Origin of the sequence: Actinomyces israelii DSM 43320 (assembly GCF_000711965.1) — a bacterium.
Lineage (GTDB): Bacteria > Actinomycetota > Actinomycetes > Actinomycetales > Actinomycetaceae > Actinomyces > Actinomyces israelii.
The window spans coordinates 25,851-50,014 of sequence record NZ_KL544004.1 but is presented as its reverse complement, the minus strand read 5'-3'; the positions used below and the strand labels follow the sequence as shown (position 1 = coordinate 50,014).

The window sequence follows — 24,164 nt, the reverse complement described above, 5'->3', positions numbered from 1 at the left end:
AGTGGCACCGCCGGCCGCCGACGTGGGGCCGCCTCCGGCCGGCGGTCCAGAAGCACCACTGCCGCTGCCACCCGGTGACGCCGCCGTCGGAGCGTCACCAGCCGAGTTGCCGCCGGCCGACGGGGCGCCATCGTCGCCGGGCCCGCCAGCGCTGTCCGGTGACGATGGCGTCGGAGCCGTCGCAGCAGTAGCACCGCCGGCCGCCGACGTGGGGCCGCCTCCGGCCGGCGGCGCAGAAGCACCACTGCCGCTGCCACCCGGTGACGCCGCCGTCGGAGCCGTCGCGGCCGTCGGAGCAGCCGACGCTGTGGGGCCTGCGCCGCCGGGCCCGCCGGCACCGGGCCCGCCGCCGGCAGCGCCGGTGGAGGACGTGGCGCCAGCGGCGGGGGCGCCGCCGCCTCCGCCGCCTCCGCCGCCGGCGCCGGTGGTCACGGCCGCCTTGACGACGGTCTTGACGGTGCTGCCCACCGTGACGGCGCCCTCCTCGGCGCCGGCCTGCATGCCGCGGTGCACGGAGGCCACGGCGGCCTCGCCCATGAAGTTGAAGAAGGAGAAGCACACGAGCGGCGCGAAGCAGGCGATCAAGAACATTCCCACGCTCACGGTCATCTGGCCGACCAGCTCCTCGACGGACTGGGCGGTGTCGAACCCGTTGAGGACCGACACTCCCAGCCCCAGGACGACGACCACGGCGATGGGGGCGACCAGGATCGCGGCGATCCACCCCAGGATCGTGCGCGGCCACCCGCGGGTGGGCTCGGCCGCCAGGCCGGACCACGCCAGGGGCGCGAATACCACGACCCCGTACAGCATGACGTTCCGGATGGTCATGACGACCATGAGGCCGAACCCGAAGATCAGCATGAAGACGCAGAACCAGCAGAAGGCGATCAGCATGAACGACACGCCCTGCGCGCCCGCCCCCACCGTCGTCCCGGCGGGCGCCGTCTCCGCCAGCGCGGTGAACGTCTCCGACGACCACAGGTCCGCGATCTTCTGGGCCAGGGTATCGGTGTCGACCTCGAGGTAGCCGATCATCGCCGTCTTGACGGCGTCGGCGAACGTGGAGAAGATCGCGACCAGGGGCAGTGTCACCATCGACGCGGCGGTCGCGAACGCGGCGCCTCCGACCGCCCGCCGCAGCCCGGCCAGTCCGCGCATCTGGATCGACGTGATGATGATCTGGTAGAGAGCGAAGAGTATCGTTATCGGCAGGGCGAACGCGAAGACCCTGCCCGACCAGGTGTACAGGAAGTCCGCGTCCATCTGGGGTGAGCTCACCGAGAAGACCACCGCCAGCGTCGTGGCGAGCAGCCAGGCCGAGGCCTTGCCCAGGGTCGCCGCGACCCAGCTGACCGCCCGCTCAAAGGCGCTCCCCACCCAGTCCTGGGCGACGCCCTGGATGGTCTCGACGGGGTGGGTCACCGCGTGGAGGATCTCGCCGGTCTTGCTGGCGATCGCACCGCCCTTGTCAACCAGCCACTCCCCGACCCCTTTCAGCGACTCGGTGCTCTTCTCCGTGGCCCAGTCCCACGCGTCCTGAAGGATGTTGTCAGCGGGCAGGACAGCGGAAACCTCCGTCCCGCCCCGGGCTGCGGCCGCCACAGGAGCGGCGGCGCCCGCCTCCTCGGGGGCGTCCAGGGCCGCGGCCGGGGGCGTGAGCACCCCGGCCGCGACCACCACGGCCACCAGCAGACCCAGGACGACATCAACCAGCTTGGTCAGCCCAGCCCAGCGCGGTCCGCTCACGGCGCCCGCCCGGCCGGCCATCGTGCCGCCGCTCACTGCGAGCCTCCCCCGATGACGCCGACGAGCTCGCATGTCCCGTCGTTGACGGCCGGGTCGCAGCGCACGATCATGTCAAGCCGCCTGGTCTGCGTCTGCTTGAAGCCGCTGATGTCCCTGACCGCCTGCACCTCGGTGGTCACCGAGGCGACCACGCTCAGGGCGTGCAGCGTGTCTCGGTTGCCGATGACCGCCAGGTAGACGTCGTTGCCTGCGTCAGCGCGCAGGGCCGCGTTGTCGGTGGGCTGCACGGCCAGGATGTCGATGGAGTCCACCTCCCGGGAGGCGATGCGGTAGGACAGCTCGTCGGGGTTGATGGACTCTCCCACGGCGTCCTGCATGGCCCTGTGAGTCTCCTCCCCTAGGGGCCCGTCCGTGCCGGTCATGCCGGCCAGCCACTCCTCCGTGATGCGCTGCCTCTCCTCACCGGCGTCGGTCGGCTGGAAGCTGCTGTAGTCGTAGCCGCCGGCCGCCTGCACCGAGGCGGCGAAGACCCCGGGGTCCCTCGTCTGCGCGAACGGCGAGCCTCCCAGGCGCGGCAGGTCAGCGCCCCAGTCCACCCCGCGTGAGGAGGTCACGTGCCCCGAGTCGCCCGGCCGCGGCGTGACCGCCTCCGACGAGGCCGCCTGCGTCCTGGTGGGCGCGGCCGACGGGGAGCCCGCCGGCGCCGGCGATGGCAGCCGGTCGGAGGACGCGCCCAGCCACAGGCCCGCCACCATCACCACGACCAGGCCCAGGGCCACCAGGCCCCCCGTCCTGATCGGGTGACTCACCATCCATCCCTTCACTCTTCGTGTCCTCACCACTGTCTCCTCTAACTAGACCTAACCGGTTGATGCCTGCACATATTTCCAGTGTTTTCTCAGTATTCTTTCAGTGCTTTTCCAGCGTCTTCTCGGAGGGTGGGCGGGTCAGTCCAGGCCCGGGGGCCGGATGTAGAGGGGGGCGCCGTAGACCTCCATGTGCCGGATGCCCTCGGACTCGGACTGGGCGCCGACCATCATGCCGTCGCCCAGGTAGACGGCCACGTGCCCCGGCCACCACAGCAGGTCCCCGGGCCTCGCGTCGCCGGCGTTGACCTGGTCGCCCGACCCCAGCTGGTCGTCCGAGGAGTGCGAGAGGGTCAGGCCCGCGGCCTCGTAGGCCTTCATCGTCAGCCCCGAGCAGTCGAACGCGTCCGGCCCCTCAGCAGACCACACGTAGGGCTTGCCGACCTGGGCCATCGCAAAGTTGACGATGGCCGCGCGGGCCCCCTCCACGCCCGCCACGGGCCCGCCGCCCCGGCCTCCTGACCCCGGGTCGCACTTCACGTTCGCCAGGGCCGACAGCGCGGCCCTGGCGACCGGCTCCCATTTGTCGTAGGCGTCCGGGAACGCCGACCTCTGCACGGCCTGGGCCGCCTGCCCCAGGCCCATCTGCTCCCACCCGTCCACGTTCTTCAGGTGGTCGTAGAAGATCTCCGCGGACTTCGCCGGGGTCATCAGATCGGCCACGGCCCCCCACCCCATCGACGGCCGCTGCTGGAACAGGCCGACGCTGTCGTGGTCACCCCCCTCGCCGCCGTGAGCCATGTCGTAGGACTCGGGCACCGCCGGGTTCGCCAGGACCATGAGCCTGGACTCCTGCATGGCCGTCATCAGGCCGATCAGCTGGCCGGCCTGGCCGACGCCGGCGGCGTTGCCAGCCGCAATGACCGCACCGGCGTTGCTCATCTGGGTGCCGTCCAGCGTCACCGGGTTGCCCTCGGCGTCAGTGGCCTCCAACGAGGTGGAGTCCCCCACGCTCACCGTGCAGGCCGACCCGCCCCGGCCCGCCTGATGGTGCCCGCCGAACACGATCACCGCCATCATCCCGATGCCGGCCAGCGGCCCCAGCACCACGGCTACCACCACGGCCACCATCAGGCCCGCTCTCCCGGTCTCCACCAGCACCTCTCCTTTCACCTTGTCGCACCGCTGTCCCTGTCACCCTCATCTACGACCGGGCCGCGCACACCGGCCCTCGCCGCCGGCCGGACAGGCGCGAACCCGTGGGGCCTCGACGTGCTCAACAGGCCCTCCACCGACCCCGGCCCGCGCCCGCGGCCTCGGGCCGGCCGGCAGCCGGCGGCCAGCGCCCTGGCCCGCGCCCGCGCCGGGCTCGCGCCGCCGGGGAATCCGGCCCGCTCGGCCGCCACCCGCTCACGCTCAGCGGCCTCACGGGCCCACCGCGCCCGGCGGTCGGCCAGCACCCGCGCGTGCTCGGCTCGCCCCGCCTGCGAGACGCCCTCCAGGGGCCCGCCGTGCTCGTCCAGCCAGGCCGACAGCCGGTGGATCAGCCACCTGGCCGGCTCGCGCACGCCCCGCGCCCCGCTGTGCGGCCACCAGCCCCCCTCCGGGCGCCTGTCCACCGCCCACACCAGGTCACGTACCCCCCACCCCGCCTCGAAGAACGGGCGGATCACCCGCATCACGTACCTGTCCGTGCACCCCCGCAGCACCACCAGCTCGTCCTGAAGCCGCCGGGCCAGCCCGATCACGGCCTCCTCCCCGCTCCTCGTGCGCCGAGACGACCACCACGCCGGACGTACCCGCCCGCCCGCTCCCGCTGGCGGCCGCGAAGCGGCCACCAGGAAGGCCTCAGCGCCGCGAAGCGGCTCCACACCCTCCCCGGCAGCGCCTCGCGCGCGCGTGCGGGGGTTATCTATCCCTGACAACGGGTAGGGGTGACACCTGTGTCCACAGCCCCGCCCCACCTCCGCGGCCCCGCCGGCGACGGCGCGCACCCCTGCCGCCCGCGCCCGGCCGCGGGACCGGAGCATCGCCACGACCCGCTCAGGGACGCACAGGCACCGCACCGCCGCCTCATTGCGCCGCACCACCCGCACCACGCCGTCGGCGCCCTCCTCACGAACCCGCGGAGCCCACCGGGCGCTGCGCCCCTGAGCCACCAGCCCCAGCAGCCCCCACGCCTCCAGGCGCCGCAGCCACCGCTGCACCGTCCGCACCGACACCTCGATCCCCGCCCCCCGCAGCCGCTCCACCACCAGCCGGTTCGTCACCCGCGTCGTCCTCGACACCCCGTCCACCCACGAGCACAGCGCCCGCGCCACGCCCAGGCCCGTCGCCGCATGATCCGCCCGCACGCGCTCCAGGCCGAGCACCAGCTCCACCGCCTCCAGCCACACGCTCCCCCGCGCAGCCAGCACCGACCCCTCGGGCACCGCCGCCGCCACCAGCAGCCGGCACCGCTCCACCGCCACACCCGGCCGCCGCCACTTGCACACCCGCGCGTCCGCGACGAACCCGCCCGCGCCGTCCCCGACGCCGCGCCCCCGCCCGGCCCCGGCGGGGCTTCCCGAAGCTCTACTCAACTGCTATCCTTAACCTCAATGGGGACGCACGCCCCCAGGCCCCCGGCCGTTGCGCTTCGAAAAACACAGGCCGGGCGCCTCTCAATTTGGTCGCCTCACCACCTCTCTCAACCGGGTGGTGAGGCGATCGGCGCTTTCACCGGGCGGCCGACCACCCCTCCCTCAGGCCACCGCCAGGCACCACCCCTCCCCGAACAGCGCCAGCTGCTCCGACAGCCCCGACGACCTCGACGCCAAGCCGGCCGCCCGCGACGAGCCACCACGCCCCTCAGCCACCGCCTCAGGGCGCACACCCGCGGCCACGCACCCCAGCCACTGCCGGTGCGCCGCCGCCCAGGCTCCGCCACCAGCCTCACCGCGGTAGACGGCCCACACCATCGACGACTCCACCCCGCCCCGGCGCGAGCCCGCCACCAGGCTCATCCACGCCCCAGCAGCCGCCTCACTGGCCCCCAGCCCCGACAGGACACCCTCACGGGCGTCCCTCCTCGCCCTGGAATGACGCCTCGTGGGCCGCCACCGGGCCGCGATCGCAGCCACCCTGGCCGTCCCCTCCCCAGCAGGCCCCTCAGGAGTCCCCGCCTCCACCAGGCCCTCCACCACACGCCCCAGCACCGGCCCCAGGTCCCCGACCTCGACGAACCACTCACACCGAGAAGCAGGAACCCCCGCCACCGGCCGCGCCTCGTGCTCACGCCGCCCCACCTCCTCGTCCGACAAGGACCCGATCACCACGCCCTCCCGCCGAACCCGCTCCCGCAGCCGGCAAAGGTTCACGTCCCCGCACACCCCGTGCAGACACGCCTCCGCACCACCCCGCTCAAGAGCCCACAGGGCCCTGCGCACCAACCACCCCCACAGGTCCCCCTCAGCAGCACCAGCCACCAGCGACGGGTGCACCATCAGCACATCCAGGACCTCCGAGCGCAGCAGCCCCAGAGCCTCCGCCCCGTCCAGGCCGTCAGACCGCCCCGCCAGGCGCCCCGGGCCCACACGCCGAGGAAGCTCATCCACCACCGCCGCGGCCACCACCACGCCCAGAGACGACTCCCACCCGCCCGGCTCCGCCGCCACACGCGCCAGCAGCAGACCAAGACCCTCCGACGACCTCACAAGCCGACGCACAGACCCACTGCCGTCATCATCAAACGAGACACTCACGACGCACCTCCACACTGAGGAACCCAAGAGGAACAAGGGAAACAAGGGACAAAACAGGAAGGAACCAGGGCCCACACCGCCCGCACCCATCACCCCGGACTCGCCCCCACACCCAGCCGATACAGATTCGACCGGCGCCCCGACCTCGACGAGCGCCGCTCCACCACCAGCCCCATCTCCCGCAGACGCGCCACGACCCGCCGCACGCTGCGCTCCGACTGCCGCGACATCCTCGCCAGCCCCGCCTGCGACACCACAGCCCGACCCTCACCATCAGCCCGATCAGCCAGCGCCAGCAGCACCAGCGTCTCAGAGCACCCCAGGCCCTCCAGCCCCCACACCCAGCGCACCGCCACACCGCTCACGACAACCCGCCCCCCAGGCCAGAACCGGCATGCGGCCCCGCAGACGCGCCCGCGACCCGCCACACCACCCGAAGCACCAGGACAACCAGGGCCAGCGGCCACACCTCCGCCAGCGCCCCCACCACATAGACGAAAGGCGCGCAGAACGAGGCAAGCGCCACCCGAGACACCCCATCACAGACCCAGCCGAATCCCGGCCCCGGCAGCACCGCGCCACCAACCCCCAGCAGCGCCACCGTCACCGCCGCCCCGGCCAGGCCCCACAAACCGCACCGCCCCACCAGCCGCACCACCGCCCACCCCAGGACGCACAGGACAAGAGCACCACCCGCCGCGCACGCCCACGCGCACCCCCTCACCAGGACACCCGGCACACCCACCGGACCCGCCACCTCACCCACAGGCGGAAGCGACAACGGACTCACCACAACCCACCGGCCCACCCGGTAGAACAGGCACACAGCCACCACAACATCCACCCCGGCAAGCACCCACCACCAGACCCGAGACACGCCCAACAACCCAGCCCTCATGACGCCGTCCTCCCCGCCGCCGGCCGGGCGGCCTCGATGGCGGTCTCGATGATCGAGCGCACCCGCGCGCCCGTCAGCACCCCGGACTCGTTGACGGCCCGGGCGAGCGCGTCGACCGCCGCGGCCCGCCGGCACAGGACCCCCATGGCCACCGCGCGCGCGTGCTCCACCAGCACCCCCACGCTCACCGGCCCCGCAAGCCCGTCCGGGACCCACCCCGAGCTGATCACCTGCGCCGCCCGCTGCTCAGCGACCAGCACATCCGACCCCGAGCCACCGTTACGATGACCATCGACCAGGTCCATGACCATGCCCGCCACGGCCACCACCAGGCACACCCACGCCTCCTGGCCCGGCCCGCCAGAAGGCAGAGGCTCCACATACTCCACACGACCTCCGCGGCCCCCCACGCACCGGACATCCATCGACGTCACCACGCACCCCATCTCATGAGCCACCACCGCATGAGCAGCCTCATGACGGCACCGCTGGGCCCGGCCCACCACCCCGCCCCAGCCGCGCTGCTCCCACACCGGCCGCAGACGCGACGCCAGCTCCCCGAGGCCCTGACCATCACCCAGCTGAGCCCGCACCCACACCTCGAACTCATCAGGACCCGCACCCGCGCCCCGCGGCCCAGGTACCGCTCGGCGTCCTACCGGGACAGGGCCGCCCACCGGCGCCGGCCCGCGCACCACCAGCACCCACACCACCGACACCACCAGGCCCACCAGCACCAGCCGCTCATCCACCACCAGCACAAGCAGCACCGCGCCCACCACGAGCAGCTGCACCGTCATCAACAAGGTAAGAAGACCCAGCAACCGCTCCATGAACCGAGACTCACCCGCTACCACCAAGGCCCTCAGCACACGCCGCACGAAAACCCTCACAACAGCACCCCCCGACCAGCGCCACCAGCCCCCGGCAACCCCGCCGGGGCCGCCGGCAACCCCCCAGCGCCCTCGGCCATCAGCTCAAGAAGATCAGGCTCGCCGACCGGGCTCACGTGATACCCCCTCGACTCAAGACACTCGTCCTCGACCAGCAGGCCCCAGTAGCGCTCCATCAGTCCCCTGACCTCATCGCGGGACGCCGGCAGGGTCATCGGCCTCCGCCCCCGCACCGGCACGACCACCAGCCACCCCATCACGTCCCAGCCGCACCCCAGACCCTCACCAGGCCAGAACCGCAGCCCGTGAACGTGATCGAAAGACACCCGCAACAACCTGTCCAGCTCGACGGCCCCCGCCGGACACCCACCGCCGGCCGACTCGAAGACCCGGCCGAAACGCACCAGCAGACCCACACCCACCAGCGCCCAACCCGTCACCCCGTCAACCACCGGAACCGGCCCATCAGCACCGACCGGCACATCCAGCAGCACAAGACGACCAAAAGCAACCCGAACAGAAGGGCCCTGCTCCCCGCCGGCCCCGCCCCGGGGCCAGACCCGGCGAGCACACCCCAGCAACCGACACCACCGGCCTGGAACCCTCACAGCAACACACCCCGATCCGTGTCACAGGTCGTAGGAACAATCAGGTGCGGGCGGGAGGACGCCCGGCCAGGCGCCCTCCCACCCAGGCCGGACGGCGCACCACCGCCGCCAGGCCACGAGGACAGACGGGACCCACCCGCCGTCCCCGAGAAAGGAAAGCCACCATGGCTCGCCACATCCTCAGCGCCCTGGCAAGACTCCTCCACAGGCCCACCAGCAGGGGCCAAGCCACCGGGCTCAACATCCGACCCGCCGCGACGAAGGAAGAAGTACAGGCGATCCACACCCTCATCACCGAACAGGTCCCCTACCCAAGCTTCGTTCCGCTCCCAGAAACCCTCCCCGACCGGAACAACCACCTGCACCGGGAACTGGTAGGAGCGTGGCGCGACAGCCACCTCGTAGGAGCCGCCTTCATCGGACCCGCCGAACAAGAAGCCGACCACCCGGCTCGACTCGGACTCCACGACGACGCCAAGACGATCCTTGACAACGTCGCCATGATCCACGACCTCGCCGTAGAACCCGCCCACCGACGCCAAGGCATCGCCCTGGCCCTCAAGCACTGGCTCGCAACCTGGGCGCGCGACCACGGCACACACCTGATCCTCTCCGTCCCAATGAACCAGGCATCCCGCGACCTCAACGAGGCAGCCCACTACATCGTCCTGCCACCGAACATCACGCTCGTCATACAGATCAAGGCAAACCGACGAACCTACGCCTTCCCCTCCAACGAAGGCACCACCTGGGCCCTTCACCTCCTGACTGACACACCCAACGCCCCCATCCGCGTGGGAGTACACCCGCCGGCGCCCAACCCGCGTCCAGGCCACCAACACCTCACCCGCGTCGCATTCCTCAACTGAGACCACCGAACCACCCCAGCCGCCGCGAACACTCACAGCAGCGTCCCCTGACCCTCGCCAGCAGCCGACGCCGACCCCGCCGACGGCGCAGGCGCGGGACCGTCCACCGCCTGAGGCTCCAGCAGAGCCTCGACATCAGCGCGCCTGAACCGCACCCGACCCGACGGGTACTTCACAGCCTTGATCAACCCGTCACGAGCCCAACGCCAGAGCGCGTCCCGACTGAGTCCACTGTCCGGATACTGCTCCACAACCTGACGAGCAGTGAGTAAATCCTTAGGCTTGCGGATGTAGGCTTTACTTACGTCCATAGGGATGATCATGCGCTCCGTATGACCCCATGTCAAGGTTGCGCTTGCACACTTTGCTTACGAGCGTTACGTTAATTGCATGTCTTCCACAGCAACCTTTGAGTCCACGATGGGGTTCGATGAGGCGGTTGGTTTCACCGTCAACCAACACTTGTTCATGCGCTCGATCACTCACACTGCCCTTGCTAAGCGCCTTGGCATCGCTTACCCAGGCGTAGGGAACAGGTTGCGCGGTCGCATCAAGTGGACCGCAGCCGACTTGGCGACAGTGGCCGAGGTCCTCGGTGTACCAGTGGCGGATCTGTTCCCGACCCGCGGCGACGATGGCTGGGTCCCGGCCCCGTACGTGCCGGGCACGCAGAAGGCCCCGGTCCCTTCCGGAACCGAGGCCTCTGGACTCGTAGCGGGGGCAGGATTCGAACCTGCGACCTCCGGGTTATGAGCCCGGCGAGCTACCGAACTGCTCCACCCCGCGGCGGCGGGACCAGCCTAGCCGCCGGGCCCCGGGAACTCAATCCGCCGGCGCGTGCCCTTGCTCACCACCGGGCGCCGCGGTCAGGAGCGCCCTGTGCGGCGGGGCGCCCGCAGGAGTCTCCTGCGAGCGCCCCGTGAGCGGCGGGCCTTCCCCGTGTGTCAGCCGCCCAGCTTCTTCTGGGCCTCAAACGCCCGCTGGAGGGCGTTGTTGAGCCTGGCCTGCGCCTCCCCGTAGGCCGTCCAGTCCCCGGACTGCATCGCCTTGTTGGAGTCGTTCATGGCGGTCTCGGCGTCCGTGAGCGCCGCATTGAGGTCCGTCTGCGGATCGCCGCTGGATGCCGGCGCGCTCCCGGTCGCGGAGGCCGTGGGCTGCGCGCTGGGCGTCGACGTCGGCGCGCCGGCGGTTCCGGTCGCGGTCGGAGAGGCCGAGGGCTGCGCCGACGCAGCGGCGGCCGGGTCGGTGGTCGAGGACGTGTCATTGGCCGCGGCGGAGTCGCCGTCGACGACCTCCTGCCCCGTGGTCGCGCCGGAGTCCCCCCCGAAGACCTGGTTGAGCGCCTCCTTCAGCGTGTCGGCGAAGCCGATATTGTCGCCAAAGGAGACCAGCACCTTGCGCAGCAGCGGGTACTGCGTCCCGGAGGAGGACTGGACATAGACCGGTTGGACGTAGAGGAGGCCTCCGCCCACCGGCAGCGTCAGCAGGTTGCCCTTGATGACCTGCGACCCCTGCTGGCTGAGCAGGTTGAGGACCTGGCTGGCGTTGCCGTCGGAGTTGAAGTTGTTCTGCACCTGGCCGGGACCGGACACGTTGGACGAGCGCGGCAGCTCCAGGAGCCGCAGCCTGCCGTAGTCGGGGTTCCTCACCCCGGGCTCGCCGCTGGCAGTCTCGGAGTCCACGGCCAGGAAGCCGGTGAGCACGTTGCGGTCGGTATTGCCGCCGATGATGTAGACGCTGGACAGGGAGAAGGACGCCTGCTCCTGGTCCGGCATCTTCAGGGTCAGGTAGTAGGGGGCCTGCGCCGAGTCCCCGTCCTTGGTGGGGTCGTCGGGGACCTTCCAGAAGTCACCGCCCGAGTAGAAGTCCTCGGGGTTGGTCACGTGGTACCTGGCCATGACCGTGCGCTGGACCTTGAACAGGTCCTCCGGGTAGCGCATGTGGGCCATGAGGTCGGCGCTCATCTCGCTCATGGGCGTGACGGTGCCCGGGAAGACCGACTCCCAGGCGTCCAGGAGCGGGTCCTGCTCGTCCCACTCGTAGAGCTTGACGCTGCCGTCGTAGGCGTCGACGACGGCCTTGACGGAGTTGCGCACGTAGTTGGACTCCTTCGGGGCGCCGAGCAGGGAGGCCCGCCCCGTCGTCGCGTCGCTCATGGAGTCCGCCAGGGACTCGTGCTGCGAGTAGGGGTAGTTGTTGGTCGTCGTGTAGCCGTCGAGGATCCACACGACCCGCTTGGGCGTGCTCGGGTCTCCGTCGTCGTCGACGACCGCCGGGTACGGGTTGCCGTCCAGGGTCAGCCACGGCGCGACCTTGGCGACGCGCTCGGCCGGGTCGCGGTCGTAGAGGATCTGCGAGCCGGGGCGGACCTCCTGGGAGAACAGGATGTTCATCTCGGCGAACCTGGTGGCGTACAGGAGCCTGTTGAACGGGTTGGACACGTTCGGGCCGCCGCTGCCGGCGAAGGTCGTGTTGACCTGGCCGGAGGCGGCCGAGTCGTCGGGGTAGTCGAGCTCGCGCGGGCTGCCGCCGTCGTCGCCGCCCACGATCGAGTACGACGGCGAGGACTTGCCGAAGTAGATGCGCGGCTCGTAGTCGCCCAGGTCGCCCTTGGAGGGGATGCCGCCCTCCCAGAACGCGGGCGAGCCGTCCGAGCTGACCGTGTTGCCGTGGGCGGTGACCACGCCGTAGCCGTGGGTGTAGACGGTGTGGTCGTTGATCCACGTGCGCTGCCCGGCGTCCAGGCCCTCCTGGCTCAGCTCGCGCACCGCGATCACCGTGTCGCGCGACTCGTCGCCGATCCGGTAGCGGTCGACATTGAGCTGGGAGGCGAAGGAGTAGTACTGCTTGTTCTGCTGGCGCTGCTTGAAGGCCGGGGAGACGAGGTTCGGGTCCAGCAGGCGGATCGAGGTCGTCGACTCGGCGTCGTGCATGAGCTGGCCCGACTCGGCGGTGGTCGTGGCGTCATAGGTGCTCGCCTCGACGTCACCCAGGCCGTACGCGCTCAGCGTGGCCTTGATATTGCGGTCGATGTACTGGGACTCCTCGCGCTGGGCGTTGGGGTCCACGACGAACTTCTGGATGACCACCGGGTAGGCGACGCCCACGATCAGGGCCGAGATGACCATGACCGCCACGCCCGTGACCGGCAGCCGCCAGGAGCGGGTGCGCGCCGAGGCGACGAACAGGACGGCGACGACGACGCTGATCGCCGCCAGGATCGCCTGGGCCGGGATGGAGGCGTGGACGTCGGTGTAGCCGGCGCCGTCGAACTTCGCGTTGGAGGCGTACAGGGAGGAGTACCGGCTCAGCCAGTAGCTCGCACCGTGGAGCACGGAGAACAGGGCGAGGAAGACGGTGAGGTGAAGGCGTGCGGCCCGTGTGAAATGGGGCTTGCGCGCAATCGAGATCCCGCCGTACAGGTAGTGGACGACGACGCTGGCAATGCCGGCGAAGATCACCACGCGCGACAGGTAGGAGATCGCGATCTCCAGCACCGGCAGGATGAACACGTAGAAGGAGATGTCCAGGCCGAACTGCGGGTCGGGCACGCCGAAGGAGTGGGAGTGGATGGCCAGCAGCGCCTCTCGCCAGTGCGGGGCGAGCTCCCACGCCGAGGCCAGCAGCGCCAGCACGGCGGGCACGCCCCAGGTCAGTGTCCGGCGCATGGGCTCCACCGCCGTGCGGTAGGCCTCCAGGTTGCGGGTCGCCTCATCAGTCGGGAGGCTGATCTCGCGCGAGCGGTAGGCCCTGGTGATGGCGGCGAACATGGCGCCGAACATCACAATGAAGCCGACCGCGAACATGATGCCTGCGGCGATCCACTGGGTCCACAGCACGCGCGCGAAACCGAGCTGGTTGAACCAGAGCACCTCGGTCCAGGTGCGAGACAGGAAGACAATGACCGCGGCCAGCGCAGCGAGAATCCCCAGGGTCAGGACCAGCGGCCCCGGGCGACGCGAACCGCCCGCGGCGCCGGCGACCGGTCGAGACGGGCGCCGGGGCCCGCCCGACCCGGTGGAGTCCTTCCGGCCGGAACCGCGCGCGCCCTCCGAGCGCCGTGCGCCGAAGGGCGCGGCGCCGCCGAAGAGGAAGGACGCCGGATCGAAGCCGCTCAGCGGGTTCCCGCGGCCCTCATCGGGGTCCTCGGGCGCGTCGCCCGTGCGAGGGCTCTCGGCGGAGTCCCCCGGAGAGCCGGCGGTGTCGGCGGTGTCCGACTGGAAGAAACCACCGCGGACGCGCTCCTCTCGACTGGACGAGGAGGACTCGTCGGGCGCAGGACGCTTGTCGTCGGGCTCGTCGTCTGGCCTGGTGCTCACGGTCACGCTCCGTGTGGTTGAGAGGTGTGCGCGGGTGCGCGTATGGATTACGGCGCTGGGTCGCCGGACACACTCATCGTCCCACAGGTCGTGCGGAGCCCACAAAACCCGCCCCGCGACCCGCGCGAGTCGCCGGCTCGGCGGGCCCCGCGCAGGGCCGGCTCCGCCGCGGCCCGGCCCGGATCCTCATCCTCCCGGTATGTCGACGCCGCAGGGCGGGGTCCTTAGGCTCGCCGTATGACTGAGCAGACGCCCGCCCACCAGCCCGCCTCCCCGCGCCAGCGCTCCCTGAGGAGCGCCATCCTCGAGCTCGAGGAGCATGTCGCCCAGCGCGGCTGGGACGCTCCGGCCAGGGTCTTCGCACTGGTGCGCACCGCTGCGGCCCTGGAGCAGGACCCCGCGCTGGCCGAGCTGCTCGACGACGCGGCGCTGGCCCAGGCGCGACACGACCCGCAGGCGCTGACCATAATCGAGCAGGAGAACCTGCCCGCAGCCGTCGATCTGGAGGACCTGCTGGGCCGGCTCGCCTGGCCGCAGACCGTTGACGGGGTGGCGCTCGCCGTCGAGCGGCTGGTCCTGCCGGCCGAGGCGGAGCAGGAGGCCGCGGCCATCCAGGACGCGCAGGAGCGCCTGGCCTTCTTAAGGGCGCGGCCCGACCGAGAGGACGTGCGGATGGTGGTAGGGGTGCTGCGCACCGGTGAGTCCTGGTGCGCGGTCCGCTCCCGGACGCAGGACTCTGCCGACCGCGTGGTGAGCGGCGACACTCTCGTGCCTGGGCTGGTCGAGGCCCTGGCCTCGACTCTCGAGTGAGGCGGCCCGGGCCGGCTAGTCCCCCATGCCCTCTGGGCGGTTCTCGTCGGCGTCGCGGGCGCCCCCGGCGTAGCCCAGCGTCCCGTCCAGCAGGGAGGCGAGGTCCGCATCGACCTCGGCGTCCATGTCCTGGGCGGCCCGGCGCATGGTCAGGAAGTCCTCGGGGCTGGCCAGCTCGGAAGCAGCCGGCATGACATCGGGGTGCTTCCAGAACGCGTCGCGCTCGCCGTCGCCGACCTCCTCGCCCAGCAGCTCCCACAGGCGCGCGGCCTCCCTCACGCGCCGGGGGCGGAACTCCAGGCCGATGAGACGGGCGAAGACCTTCTCGGCAGGACCGCCCTGAATCCGACGACGGCGCACCATCTCCCGCAGCGGCACGGCGTGCGGCAGATGGGGGGCGGTGGCCCGTGCGGTGACGACCTCGACCCAGCCCTCGACCAGCGCCAGCAGCGTCTCCAGCTTCTCCAGGGCCTCCACCTGGGCGGGGGTCTCCTGCGGGGCGAACATGCCCGACTCCAGCGCCGAGCGGATCGCCTCGGGGTCGGAGGGGTCGACCTCGGCGACCGCCTCCTCAATGGCACCGGTGTCGACCCGTATCTCGCGCGCGTAGGTCTCGACGGCGCCCAGCAGCTGGCCGCGCAGCCAGGGAACATGGGCGTACAGGCGCGCGGCGGCCGCCTCCCGCACCGCCAGGAACATGCGCACCTGCTCGGCCTCGACCTCCAGGCCCTCGGCGAAGGCCGTCACATTGGCCAGGACAAGAGCTGTGCCGGGCTCCCGCTTCAGCGGCAGCCCGACGTCGGTGGCGGCGAGGGCCTGACCGGCGAGCTCGCCGACGGCGTGCCCGACCTGGAGGCCGAAGGCGGTGCCCGCCATGGAGCGCATGATCTGGGTCAGGGCGCCGACCTGGCGGGCGGCGTCCCCCAGATCGGGGTTGTTGTCGGCCAGGTCCTTGGTCTGGCTCTCCAGTGCGGCGGCGAGGGCGGCGGTGGCGGCCTCCGCGACCGGGGCGCACACGTCCTGCCACACCGGCAGGGTCCGCTCGACCCACTGCGAGCGCGACCAGGCCTCGCGGGCGCCGGGGGCCGGCATGAGATCGGTGGCCGTGTCCAGCCACAGGTCGGCCACCCGCAGCGCCTGGCGTGTCGCCTCGGCGTCGCCGGCCGTGATGGCCGGGTCGCCGTTCTTGGCGGCCTCCTGGAGCGCGAGGCTGCGCCCCATGGTCCAGTTGACCGGGCCGTCCTGCGCACCGGCCATCATCTGCTGCATCTGAGTGCGCATGGCCATCATCTGCCCGGGGGTGATCCGGGACAGGTCCACGCCGCTCATCTGGGCGAACTGCGCCGGATCGACGCCGGAGGAGCGCAGCGCGGCCACAGCGTCTCCGGCGACGTCAGCGCCGAAGAGGGCGGAGAGCATCTGCTCGATGTCGTCGAAGGGGTCCTCACTCATGGGGTTCCTCTCGGTGGTACGGGGTGTCGGGCCGTACGGCTGATAGCGGCTGAGGGCCGTACAGGCGCAACACGGGGAGCGTGCCACCCATTCCTGTGTACGAGCCGGGAACCGGCCCTGCTGAGACGTGGCAATGGCGACACCGCGCGCCCGCCGTCCGGACGGGGGAGACCTGGAGCCCCTTCAGGACGCATGATGGGGCCGTGACGGACGAACAGCACCACCAGACGCCGCCCTCCGCCCGCGCCGCCGAGTCCGGGCAGGAGGCTGCCGCCGAGCCCGCCCGGGAGCCGGCCGCAGGCACCGAGCCCGTTCCCAGTCTGGGCAATCGCCGTCGGCGGCGGTCCGGGCGGCTCGCGATCGGGATCGGAGCGGTGGTGCTCGCCGTGGGCCTCCTCGTCGCGGGGGCGACCGTGCGGGTGGACAAGGTCATCGAGGCGCCCGGCCCGACCTGGAACGTGCTGGCAGGGGGCTCCGGGGACCAGGGGGCCCAGGACGTCATCACCGTCACCGGCGCGCAGACCTACCCGGCCGACGGGGCGCTGCGCATGACGACGGTGTCGGTCTCCGGGTGCCCCCAGCACCCGGTGACCCTCTTCGACGTCGTGGGCGCCTGGCTCTCGCCCGACAAGACGATCCTGGACCGCGAGCAGGTCTGTCCGAAGTCGCTGAGCTCGCAGGAGGTCGAGCAGGCCAACCGGGCCCAGATGACCAGCTCCCAGAACACCGCCGTGGTCGCCGCGCTCATGGAGACGGGGATGGCCACCCGCATGGTCCTCACCATTGAGGGCACCGGGTCCGGCCAGGCCCAGGACGTGGTCGACCAGGGCGACGTCCTGACCTCCATCACGCCCGACGGCGGGCAGACGACGCCGATCACGACCTTCGCCGCGCTGCGCGAGCTGCTGACGACGATCCCGGTGGGCACGCGCGTCAGCCTGGGCATCGAGCGCGACGGCCGGCCGACGACCGTGTCGCTGACCACCGTCGAGCCCCCGGACGCGAACTCCGACGGCGCGCCGGACTCCGAGGGCTCACTGCTGGGCGTGTACCTGTCGGCCCAGGCGGACTCGGACATCAATGCGACCTTCGAGCTGTCCGACGTCGGGGGCCCCAGCGCCGGCAGCATGTTCGCCCTGGGCATTATCGACAAGCTCACCCCCGGCGACCTGACCGGCGGCAAGGACATCGCCGGGACGGGCACGATCGCCCTCGACGGGTCCGTGGGGCCCATCGGCGGCATTGCGCAGAAGATGGCCGGCGCCAAGGCCGACGGCTCCGAGTACTTCCTGGCCCCGGCCTCGAACTGCGGGGACGTGGTGGGGCACGTCCCCGACGGCCTGAAGGTCTACGCGGTATCGACGCTGCACGAGGCCGTCACCACGGTGGAGGCCATTGCCGCCGGGGACACCTCGGGGGCCTCCACCTGCGAGACGGTGCTCGCCCAGCAGTGACCCGCGAGTTTTCCACAGGGTGACAGAGCCATGGCGCGTCGCTGCGCCGCCGTGCCACCCTGCGGCTGAGCGCCCGCGGCAGCCTGCCTCTTTCGCGAACCGGGCGCCGTTTGGAGCAACCCATGCGATTCAGAGGCCAGTCCCCCATCCTGTGGCGGCGCGTCGGCCAGTCGCAGATCGGCACCGAGCCGGGCCACGCCGTCGTCCTGGACGGGCTGAGCCCGCAGGAGCAGCAGCTCCTCGACCGTCTGCCGCCCGACCTGTCGCCCGGAGACGTCTACCAGGTGGCGCGGTGGAGCGAGGTGCCGGTCGCCCGTGCTCGCCAGATCCTGTCCGCCCTCGACGAGGCCGGCGCCCTGACCCGCGACACCCCGACGCCGACGAGCGGCGACGCGCTCTACTGGGAGCGCCTGGCCGACAGCCCGCAGGCGCGCGCGCATGCGCTGCGCGACGGCATCGTGGGCGTGATCGGCGGCTGCCGGCTCGCCCGCGAGCTCGTGTCCCTGCTGGCGGAGGCCGGCGTGGGCACGCTGCTGGCCGAGGACGAGGAGCTGAGCGACTGGGCGGGCGCCCTCGTCCCGCCCGTGCGCACCCGCGCGCCCCTGGAGACGCGCCCGCACCTGGTCGTCACCGTCGAGGGGCACCTCGTCGAGCCGTTGCGGGCGCAGGACCTGAGCGTGGCGGGGGTCGCCCACCTGCCGGTGGTCGTGCGGGAGGTGAGCGTGCGCGTGGGCCCGCTCCTGGCGCCGGGCCGCCCGCCCTGCGCCACGTGCCTGGACCTGTGGGAGCGCGACGCGGACCCGCAGTGGCCGGCGGTGGCCACCCAGCTGCGTCTTCTGGCCCCGCCGCCGACCGAGCTGCTGCTGGTGCACCAGGCGGCGGCGCTGGCGGCGCGCGCGGTCACGGACGTGCTGGCGGGTCGACGGCGGCCGTGGGTCGGGCACAGCGTCGAGGTCTCGGGGCTGGAGGCCGTGGGTGTGGAACGGCTCTGGGCGCCCCATCCCGAGTGCCTGTGCGTCGAGCTGGAGGCCTCGCCCGAGCCCGCCGGTCCGGGACCGCGCGAGGCGCACAGCAGGCGGCAGGGGCGTCGCGGGCCTGCCGCCGCGCTCAGCCTCGGCCCGCGGGACCTCCCCGACCAGGGCGGCCCGGCTCCGCCGCCCCGCCCTGGAAGTCCCGGACCACGTAGAGCACGTCCGCCCCGTACTCCTGGAGCTTGACCGCGCCGACTCCGTGGATGAGGGAGAGCTGGGGCAGGGTACCGGGCTTGACCACCGCGATGGAGCGCAGGGTCGTGTCGGCGAAGACCGTGTAGGCGGGCCTGGAGCGCTCCTTGGCGACCCCGGCCCGCCAGGCCCGCAGCGCCTCGAACAGGGCGATAGTGGCCGGGTCATTGTCCGCCTCGAACTCGGCCGCGGCCCGCCTGGCGCGCTCCTTGGGGGACTGCGAGGACCGCGAGGACCGCGAGGACGCGGACCGGCCGCGCTGCGGGGCCGGCCCCCCTCCGGTGGGCCAGATCCCGTCCAGGAAGCGCGAGGGCTTGCGCGAGGCGCGCCCACCGGCGTTGCGCGCCCGGGCGTAGGAGATGACCAGGTGCTCGCGGGCGCGGGTCACGCCCACGTACAGCAGCCGCCGCTCCTCCTCGACCGCGGCCGGGCCCTCGGCCAGGGAGATCGGCAGCAGCCCCTCGCTGGCGCCCACGAGCACGACGGCGTCCCACTCCAGGCCCTTGGCGGCGTGCAGGGAGGACAGGGTGACGCCCTCGACCGTCGGCGCGTTCTGGGCGGCGGCGCGCTCGCCGAGCTCGGCGACCAGCCCGTCCAGGTCGGCTCCCCGCCTGGAGCCGAGCTCGTCGGCCAGCTCGACGATGGCGTTCAGGGAGTCCCATCGCTCGCGCACGGCGCCGCGGGGGGCCGGGGGCCGCTCGCTCCAGCCCTCCCGGCCGAGCACCATGCGGGTGTCGGCGCCGACGTCGCCGGTCAGGTCCGCCCGCTCGGTGCGGGCGGCGGCGCGCAGAATGACCATGGCGCGCTTGACCTCGTCGCGCTCGAAGAAGCGCTCCCCGCCGCGCACCAGGTAGCCGATTCCTGCCCCGGACAGGGCCTGCTCGATCACCTCGGACTGGGAGTTGGTGCGGTACAGGACGGCGATCTCGCTGAGCGGCACGCCGCTGGACCGCAGTCGGCCGACGTGCTCGACCACTCCCGCGGCCTCGGCGACGTCGTCGTCGTAGGCCTCGAAGCGCACGGCGGGCCCGCTGGGGCGCTGGGCGACGAGCTCGACGGCGCCGGCGGGCAGGGCCGGGGCCCCTCCCCCGCGCCGCGAGCGCGACAGGACCCGGTTGGCCAGGGAGACGACCTGCGGGGTGGAGCGGTAGTCGCGGCTCAGCCTGACCGTGCGGGCGCCGGCGTACCGGGCGGTGAAGCCGGTCAGGAAGTCGGGGGTGGCGCCGGTGAAGGAGTAGATGGTCTGGGAGACGTCCCCCACGACGCACAGCTGGCGGCGCCGCCCCAGCCACAGGTCCAGCAGGCGCTGCTGGAGCGGGGAGACGTCCTGGTACTCGTCGACGACGAAGTGCTTGTACTGGCCGCGCACCTGGTCGGCGATGTCCTCGCGGTCCAGGAGGATGCCGACCATGAGGAGCAGGACGTCCTCGAAGTCGATGACCCCGCGCTCGGTCTTGGCCTCCTCGTAGGCGGCCAGCACCTGGGCGACCGTGGCGGGCTCCAGGCCTCCCGGCGGCTCGCGGCGCAGGGCCGCGGCGCGCTGGGCGTAGTCCTCGGGCAGGGTCATGGTGACCTTGGCCCACTCGACCTCGGCCGACAGGTCGCGGATGAGGGCGCGGTCGGCGGACAGGCCGAGGCGGTGGGCGGCCGTGCCGACGAGACGGCCCTTGAACTTCTCGATCTCGGGGCGGCGACCGCCGATCGCGGTGGGCCAGAAGTAGGTGAGCTGGCGCAGGGCGGCGGAGTGGAAGGTGCGGGCCTGGGTGCCGTTGACGCCCAGGTCGGCCAGGCGCGAGCGCATCTCCCCGGCGGCGCGGGCCGTGAAGGTGACGGCCAGGACCTGGGTCGGCTGGTAGGCGCCGACGGCGACCCCGTGGGCGATGCGGTAGGTGATGGCGCGGGTCTTGCCGGTGCCGGCGCCGGCCAGCACGCACAGGGCCCCCTCGAGGTGCTCGGCGACCTGGCGCTGGTCGGGGTCCAGGGCGTCGAGCAGCGCGGCGGGGCCGGGCAGGGCCCCGGGCGGGCGGGAGTCCGGTCGGGTGCTGGCGGCGGGGCGCGGTGCGTGCTCACTCATCACGGCTCAGCCTGCCACGAGCCGCCGACAGGTACAGGTGTCGCGGGAGCGCTCACCGACCGCGGAGAGCCGCCGGGTCTCACCGGATCGGTCCGCCGTACCAGTCCTCGATGAGCATGCGGGCGATCGAGGTGGGCCCGGGCAGGACCACGGCGCCGGCGGCCAGGGCGGCCTCCAGCTCGGAGCGCGAGAGCACGACGACGTCGGTGACCTCCTGGCCGTCGGGGCGCGCCGGGCGCTCGCCCGGCGCCAGGCGGGCCCGGTAGCCGAGCATGAGGGAGCGCGGGAAGGGCCAGGGCTGGGAGGCGACGAGCTCGACCGAGGCCACGCGCAGCCCGGTCTCCTCGGCGACCTCGCGCACGACCGCGGCCTCGCCGGACTCCCCCGCCTCCACGTACCCGGCGACCGTGGAGTAGCGCCCGGGGGCCCAGCGGGCGCCGTGGACCAGGACGATGCGGTCGGCGTCGTCGGTGACGGCCATGATCACGGCCGGGTCCGCGCGCGGGAAGTCGAGGGCGCCGCAGGCGGTGCAGCGGCGCACCCACCCGGCCTGGTCGGCGGTGGTGCGCCCGCCGCAGGCGGTGCAGAAGCGAGCCCGGGCGTGCCAGGCGGCCAGGGCGACAGCGGGCGTGGCCAGCCCGGCGTCGTGGGCGCTCAGGGCGTGGCCGACGGCGCGCAGGGCGGACAGTGGGTGGCGCGCCAGGAGGCCGGTCACCTCCCGGTGGGCCTGGTCGGCGCCTTCTGCGTCGGCCGGGCCCGCTGGCGCGTCGGGGACGACGACGGCCAGCCAGGAGGCCCCGGCGGCGTCGCCGGTGCCGGTGCCGTTCTCGCGGCCGAGGTAGATGGTCGTCAGGCCGGCCAGGGCGCTCGGGGCCCCGCCTCCGAGGTCCGCGGCGCTCAGCGGGGCCAGGCGGGGAGGCTGCACGGCGCGGCTGCTCGCATCCCACACGGCGCGGTCGCGGCCCGAGGGCGCGGGCGGGGTCAGCCCGTCCTCGGGCAGGTCGGGGTGCACGGCGGGCACGTCCAGGGCGACGCGCCCGCGCGCATCCGCGAGCAGCAGGCGGGTGGCGGGGTCGGCGGCGAGGTCGGCGAGCAGGCCCGGCTCGGCGCGACGCGCGGCATCGCGGTCGGTGGTGGAGCGGGACAGGGAGCGGCGGCCGTAGGCGTCCTCTCCGCCCTTCCCGGGCGGAGAGGCGGCGCTGGGAGACCGGGTTCGCGACGGGCTCATGGCGTCAGCCTAGGCGCCCCGGGCGACGCGCGACGCCGGCGGACGGCGCGGCCCGTCAGCCCGCGTCGGAGTCCTCCAGCAGGAGGGCGAAGCTCTCAGCGGTGGCGTAGGAGGTCTGCGTCCCCCTCCTGGTCACGGAGTCGGCCGAGTAGCGGTTGGCCCGTCTCAGGGCGGTGAGCACGTCCCCGGTCTGGACCAGCGTGTGGCTGAAGCAGCCGATGAAGGCGTCCCCCGCGCCGGTGGTGTCCAGGGCGTCGACCTCGATGCCGTCGATGAGATGCTCGCGGCCCTCGGTCAGCCACAGCGCCCCGCGCGCGCCCAGCGTCACAATGACGTGGCGCACTCCGGCGCGCAGGAGCACGCCCGCAGCCTTGCGGATGTCGTCGAGCGTATCGACGGGCATGCCGGTGAGCAGGGAGAGCTCGGACTCGTTGGGGACAAGGTAGTCGCACCCCTTGACCCGTTCCAGGACGAGGTCGGGCTGGGCGGGCGCCGGGTTGAGCAGAACCGGCACCCCGAGGCGCCGTCCGAGCTCGACCGCGGCGTAGACGGTCTCCAGGGGGATCTCGAGCTGAAGCACAATGAGTCGGCAGCGGGCAATATCCTTCTCGGCCGCGGCCACGTCCTCGGGCGTGAGGAACCCGTTTGCCCCCTTGACGATGAGGATCGAGTTCCTGGACTCCTCGTCGACGAAGATCGGGGCGACGCCGCTGGTGGCCTCGGTGGACATGACATAGGTGGTGTTGATGCCGTTGCGGGCGAAGTTCTCGATGGTGTTCGCCGCGAAGACGTCATTGCCGACGCGGGTGACCATGAGCACCTCGGAACCGAGCCGGGCCGCGGCGACCGCCTGGTTGGCGCCCTTGCCCCCGCAGCCCATTGCGAAATCGGGCGCCTCGAGGGTCTCGCCCTCCCGGGGCATCCGGCGGATGTAGGTGATCAGGTCGACCATGTTCGACCCGATGACGGCGATCTCAGGCTGCCTTCGCATGGTTCATGACTCCTTGATGCCGGTGGTGACGTGGAAGCGGCGGCTGTGCCCGGCCTCGAGCTCGATCAGGGTTCCTGCCTTCTGCGCGGCGAGACGGCCCTCCGGTCTGGAGGTTCCCGGCAGGACGAAGGCGGCGACCCTCTGGTCCGCATTGTGCAGGATCCATCGGGTGGCGACCGGGAAGTCCGCCGCGGAGAAGCGGGTGATGAAGGCGGGGCCGTCCGGGGCGCCCAGCGTGAACTCGAGGTCCCGGCCGTAGCGCGGCAGATCGTCGGCGAAGTAGACGATCTCCGGGTCGAACTCGGTGGCCATCTCAAGGCTGTCCACATCAATGTGTCCGGCGAGAATCTCGTCGTTGAGGGTCTGCCAGCGCGGCGTGGGGGTGACATGGGCGGGGACGGTGCGGCGCAGGGCGAAGGCTCCCGCGGGCAGGTTCTGTCTCATGCGCCCGTTCGGGACAAAGGCGTAGTTCATGTGGCACATGTACTGCAGGGGCATCGGCGCGTATGCGGACAGGTTGGTCACCGACAGATCGATGTCGAAGGTGCTCACTCCGGCGCGCAGGGCCACCGAGGGCTCGGCCCGGTAGTGATGGCCGAAGCCCATGACGTACTCGTAGGTGGATACGAGCCGGATGCCGTCCTCACCCACCTCGAGACGCGCGGCGTCCATGGGCGCGCAGGAGAGCTCGCCGTGAAGGGGGTGGGTGTCCTCGGGCGCCGGGCAGCCCGCGGACAGCAGGCCCGAGTGGAAGGCGAAGCACCCGTAGGTCTGCGTGATCTCCTTGGCGGGCAGCGGCTGGCGGAACATGTTGTCCATCCGCAGGCTGACGCCGTCGACGACGGCGTCCCAGAGGATCTGCCCCATGAACGGCAGAATCTCGAGGCGCACCCGTGAGCTGGTCATCACGAGGGTCTCCACGCCGCTGGGATAGCGAGCGGCGGCGGCAGTCAGCTCGCCGTGGGAGAGCAGTGCCTGCGGGTGGGAGGGGTCGGCCGTGAACAGGCTGCGCTGCAGAGGAACAACGGTGGTCTCATCGGTCATGAC

21 protein-coding genes and 1 tRNA gene are annotated in these 24,164 nt (G+C 72.2%); 5 read left to right on the top strand and 17 right to left on the bottom strand.

Annotated features, from left to right (window positions below; genetic code table 11):
- From O145_RS16795 to O145_RS15925, 9 genes are all read right to left on the bottom strand, one after another.
- The coding region (locus O145_RS16795; protein WP_052375313.1) for a hypothetical protein at positions 1 to 1,785 on the bottom strand (1,785 nt) is incomplete at its 3' end.
- Positions 1,782 to 2,558: a hypothetical protein gene (locus O145_RS15960; RefSeq protein WP_156966843.1), complete on the bottom strand. Its 777-nt coding sequence runs from the start codon at positions 2,556 to 2,558 to the stop codon at positions 1,782 to 1,784. The genes O145_RS15960 and O145_RS16795, both read right to left, overlap by 4 nt.
- Before the next feature lie 138 nt (positions 2,559 to 2,696).
- Complete coding sequence (locus O145_RS16790) at positions 2,697 to 3,710, bottom strand: C40 family peptidase (RefSeq protein ID WP_156966842.1); 1,014 nt, start codon at positions 3,708 to 3,710, stop codon at positions 2,697 to 2,699.
- A 14-nt stretch (positions 3,711 to 3,724) separates the two neighbouring features.
- Positions 3,725 to 5,137 carry a hypothetical protein gene (locus tag O145_RS15950; RefSeq protein WP_043564779.1) on the bottom strand — a complete coding sequence of 471 codons (1,413 nt, stop codon included), beginning with the start codon at positions 5,135 to 5,137 and terminating at the stop codon, positions 3,725 to 3,727.
- A 162-nt stretch (positions 5,138 to 5,299) separates the two neighbouring features.
- Positions 5,300 to 6,211 carry a hypothetical protein gene (locus O145_RS15945; RefSeq protein ID WP_156966841.1) on the bottom strand — a complete coding sequence of 304 codons (912 nt, stop codon included), beginning with the start codon at positions 6,209 to 6,211 and terminating at the stop codon, positions 5,300 to 5,302.
- Between the two features lie 176 nt (positions 6,212 to 6,387).
- Positions 6,388 to 6,663, bottom strand: a complete 276-nt coding sequence (locus tag O145_RS18550) for a helix-turn-helix domain-containing protein (RefSeq protein WP_169740388.1) — start codon at positions 6,661 to 6,663, stop codon at positions 6,388 to 6,390.
- On the bottom strand, positions 6,660 to 7,196 hold the full coding sequence (locus O145_RS18810) for a hypothetical protein (RefSeq protein ID WP_043564773.1): 537 nt from the start codon (positions 7,194 to 7,196) through the stop codon (positions 6,660 to 6,662). The genes O145_RS18550 and O145_RS18810 overlap by 4 nt, the downstream gene beginning before the upstream one ends.
- Positions 7,193 to 7,996, bottom strand: a complete 804-nt coding sequence (locus tag O145_RS15930; RefSeq protein ID WP_156966839.1) for a hypothetical protein — start codon at positions 7,994 to 7,996, stop codon at positions 7,193 to 7,195. The genes O145_RS18810 and O145_RS15930 overlap by 4 nt, the downstream gene beginning before the upstream one ends.
- Positions 7,997 to 8,085: 89 nt before the next feature.
- Entirely contained in the window at positions 8,086 to 8,583 is a 498-nt protein-coding gene (locus O145_RS15925) for a hypothetical protein (protein ID WP_156966838.1), read from the bottom strand.
- Positions 8,584 to 8,861: 278 nt separating this feature from the next.
- Between O145_RS15925 and O145_RS15920 the strand changes: the two genes are divergently transcribed.
- Positions 8,862 to 9,566, top strand: a complete 705-nt coding sequence (locus tag O145_RS15920) for a GNAT family N-acetyltransferase (protein WP_043564769.1) — start codon at positions 8,862 to 8,864, stop codon at positions 9,564 to 9,566.
- A gap of 32 nt (positions 9,567 to 9,598) precedes the next feature.
- Here O145_RS15920 and O145_RS20005 read toward each other — a convergent pair whose 3' ends face one another.
- Positions 9,599 to 9,877 (bottom strand): helix-turn-helix domain-containing protein, encoded by a 279-nt coding sequence (locus tag O145_RS20005; protein ID WP_411265975.1) that lies wholly within the window; start codon positions 9,875 to 9,877, stop codon positions 9,599 to 9,601.
- Positions 9,878 to 9,956: 79 nt separating this feature from the next.
- Between O145_RS20005 and O145_RS20000 the strand changes: the two genes are divergently transcribed.
- Positions 9,957 to 10,319: a helix-turn-helix domain-containing protein gene (locus O145_RS20000; RefSeq protein WP_084682698.1), complete on the top strand. Its 363-nt coding sequence runs from the start codon at positions 9,957 to 9,959 to the stop codon at positions 10,317 to 10,319.
- Here the strand turns inward: O145_RS20000 and O145_RS15910 are convergent.
- Positions 10,279 to 10,352: transfer RNA gene (locus O145_RS15910), tRNA-Met, on the bottom strand. The two genes, O145_RS20000 and O145_RS15910, sit on opposite strands and share 41 nt — an antisense overlap.
- A gap of 158 nt (positions 10,353 to 10,510) precedes the next feature.
- Positions 10,511 to 13,885, bottom strand: a complete 3,375-nt coding sequence (locus O145_RS15905) for a UPF0182 family membrane protein (RefSeq protein WP_043564767.1) — start codon at positions 13,883 to 13,885, stop codon at positions 10,511 to 10,513.
- A 237-nt stretch (positions 13,886 to 14,122) separates the two neighbouring features.
- Between O145_RS15905 and O145_RS15900 the strand changes: the two genes are divergently transcribed.
- Positions 14,123 to 14,695, top strand: coding sequence for a PPA1309 family protein (locus O145_RS15900; RefSeq protein WP_043564766.1), 573 nt, complete (start codon positions 14,123 to 14,125; stop codon positions 14,693 to 14,695).
- A gap of 15 nt (positions 14,696 to 14,710) precedes the next feature.
- Here O145_RS15900 and O145_RS15895 read toward each other — a convergent pair whose 3' ends face one another.
- The gene (locus O145_RS15895) at positions 14,711 to 16,147 is read right to left on the bottom strand and encodes a zinc-dependent metalloprotease (RefSeq protein ID WP_043564764.1); all 1,437 of its coding nucleotides are present in this window, start codon (positions 16,145 to 16,147) and stop codon (positions 14,711 to 14,713) included.
- A 203-nt stretch (positions 16,148 to 16,350) separates the two neighbouring features.
- On the opposite strand from O145_RS15895, the gene O145_RS15890 reads away from it, so the two are divergent.
- Positions 16,351 to 17,601 (top strand): YlbL family protein, encoded by a 1,251-nt coding sequence (locus O145_RS15890; RefSeq protein WP_043564762.1) that lies wholly within the window; start codon positions 16,351 to 16,353, stop codon positions 17,599 to 17,601.
- A gap of 122 nt (positions 17,602 to 17,723) precedes the next feature.
- Positions 17,724 to 18,818, top strand: a complete 1,095-nt coding sequence (locus tag O145_RS15885) for a hypothetical protein (RefSeq protein ID WP_043564760.1) — start codon at positions 17,724 to 17,726, stop codon at positions 18,816 to 18,818.
- Here the strand turns inward: O145_RS15885 and O145_RS15880 are convergent.
- From O145_RS15880 to O145_RS15865, 4 genes are all read right to left on the bottom strand, one after another.
- Positions 18,709 to 20,898 carry an ATP-dependent helicase gene (locus O145_RS15880; RefSeq protein ID WP_043564759.1) on the bottom strand — a complete coding sequence of 730 codons (2,190 nt, stop codon included), beginning with the start codon at positions 20,896 to 20,898 and terminating at the stop codon, positions 18,709 to 18,711. The two genes, O145_RS15885 and O145_RS15880, sit on opposite strands and share 110 nt — an antisense overlap.
- A gap of 79 nt (positions 20,899 to 20,977) precedes the next feature.
- The gene (gene nudC, locus O145_RS15875) at positions 20,978 to 22,126 is read right to left on the bottom strand and encodes an NAD(+) diphosphatase (RefSeq protein ID WP_084682689.1); all 1,149 of its coding nucleotides are present in this window, start codon (positions 22,124 to 22,126) and stop codon (positions 20,978 to 20,980) included.
- A 55-nt stretch (positions 22,127 to 22,181) separates the two neighbouring features.
- Entirely contained in the window at positions 22,182 to 23,117 is a 936-nt protein-coding gene (gene rbsK / locus O145_RS15870; RefSeq protein WP_043564757.1) for a ribokinase, read from the bottom strand.
- 3 nt (positions 23,118 to 23,120) lie between these two features.
- Complete coding sequence (locus O145_RS15865) at positions 23,121 to 24,161, bottom strand: aldose 1-epimerase family protein (RefSeq protein WP_043564755.1); 1,041 nt, start codon at positions 24,159 to 24,161, stop codon at positions 23,121 to 23,123.
- Positions 24,162 to 24,164: the final 3 nt, after the last annotated feature.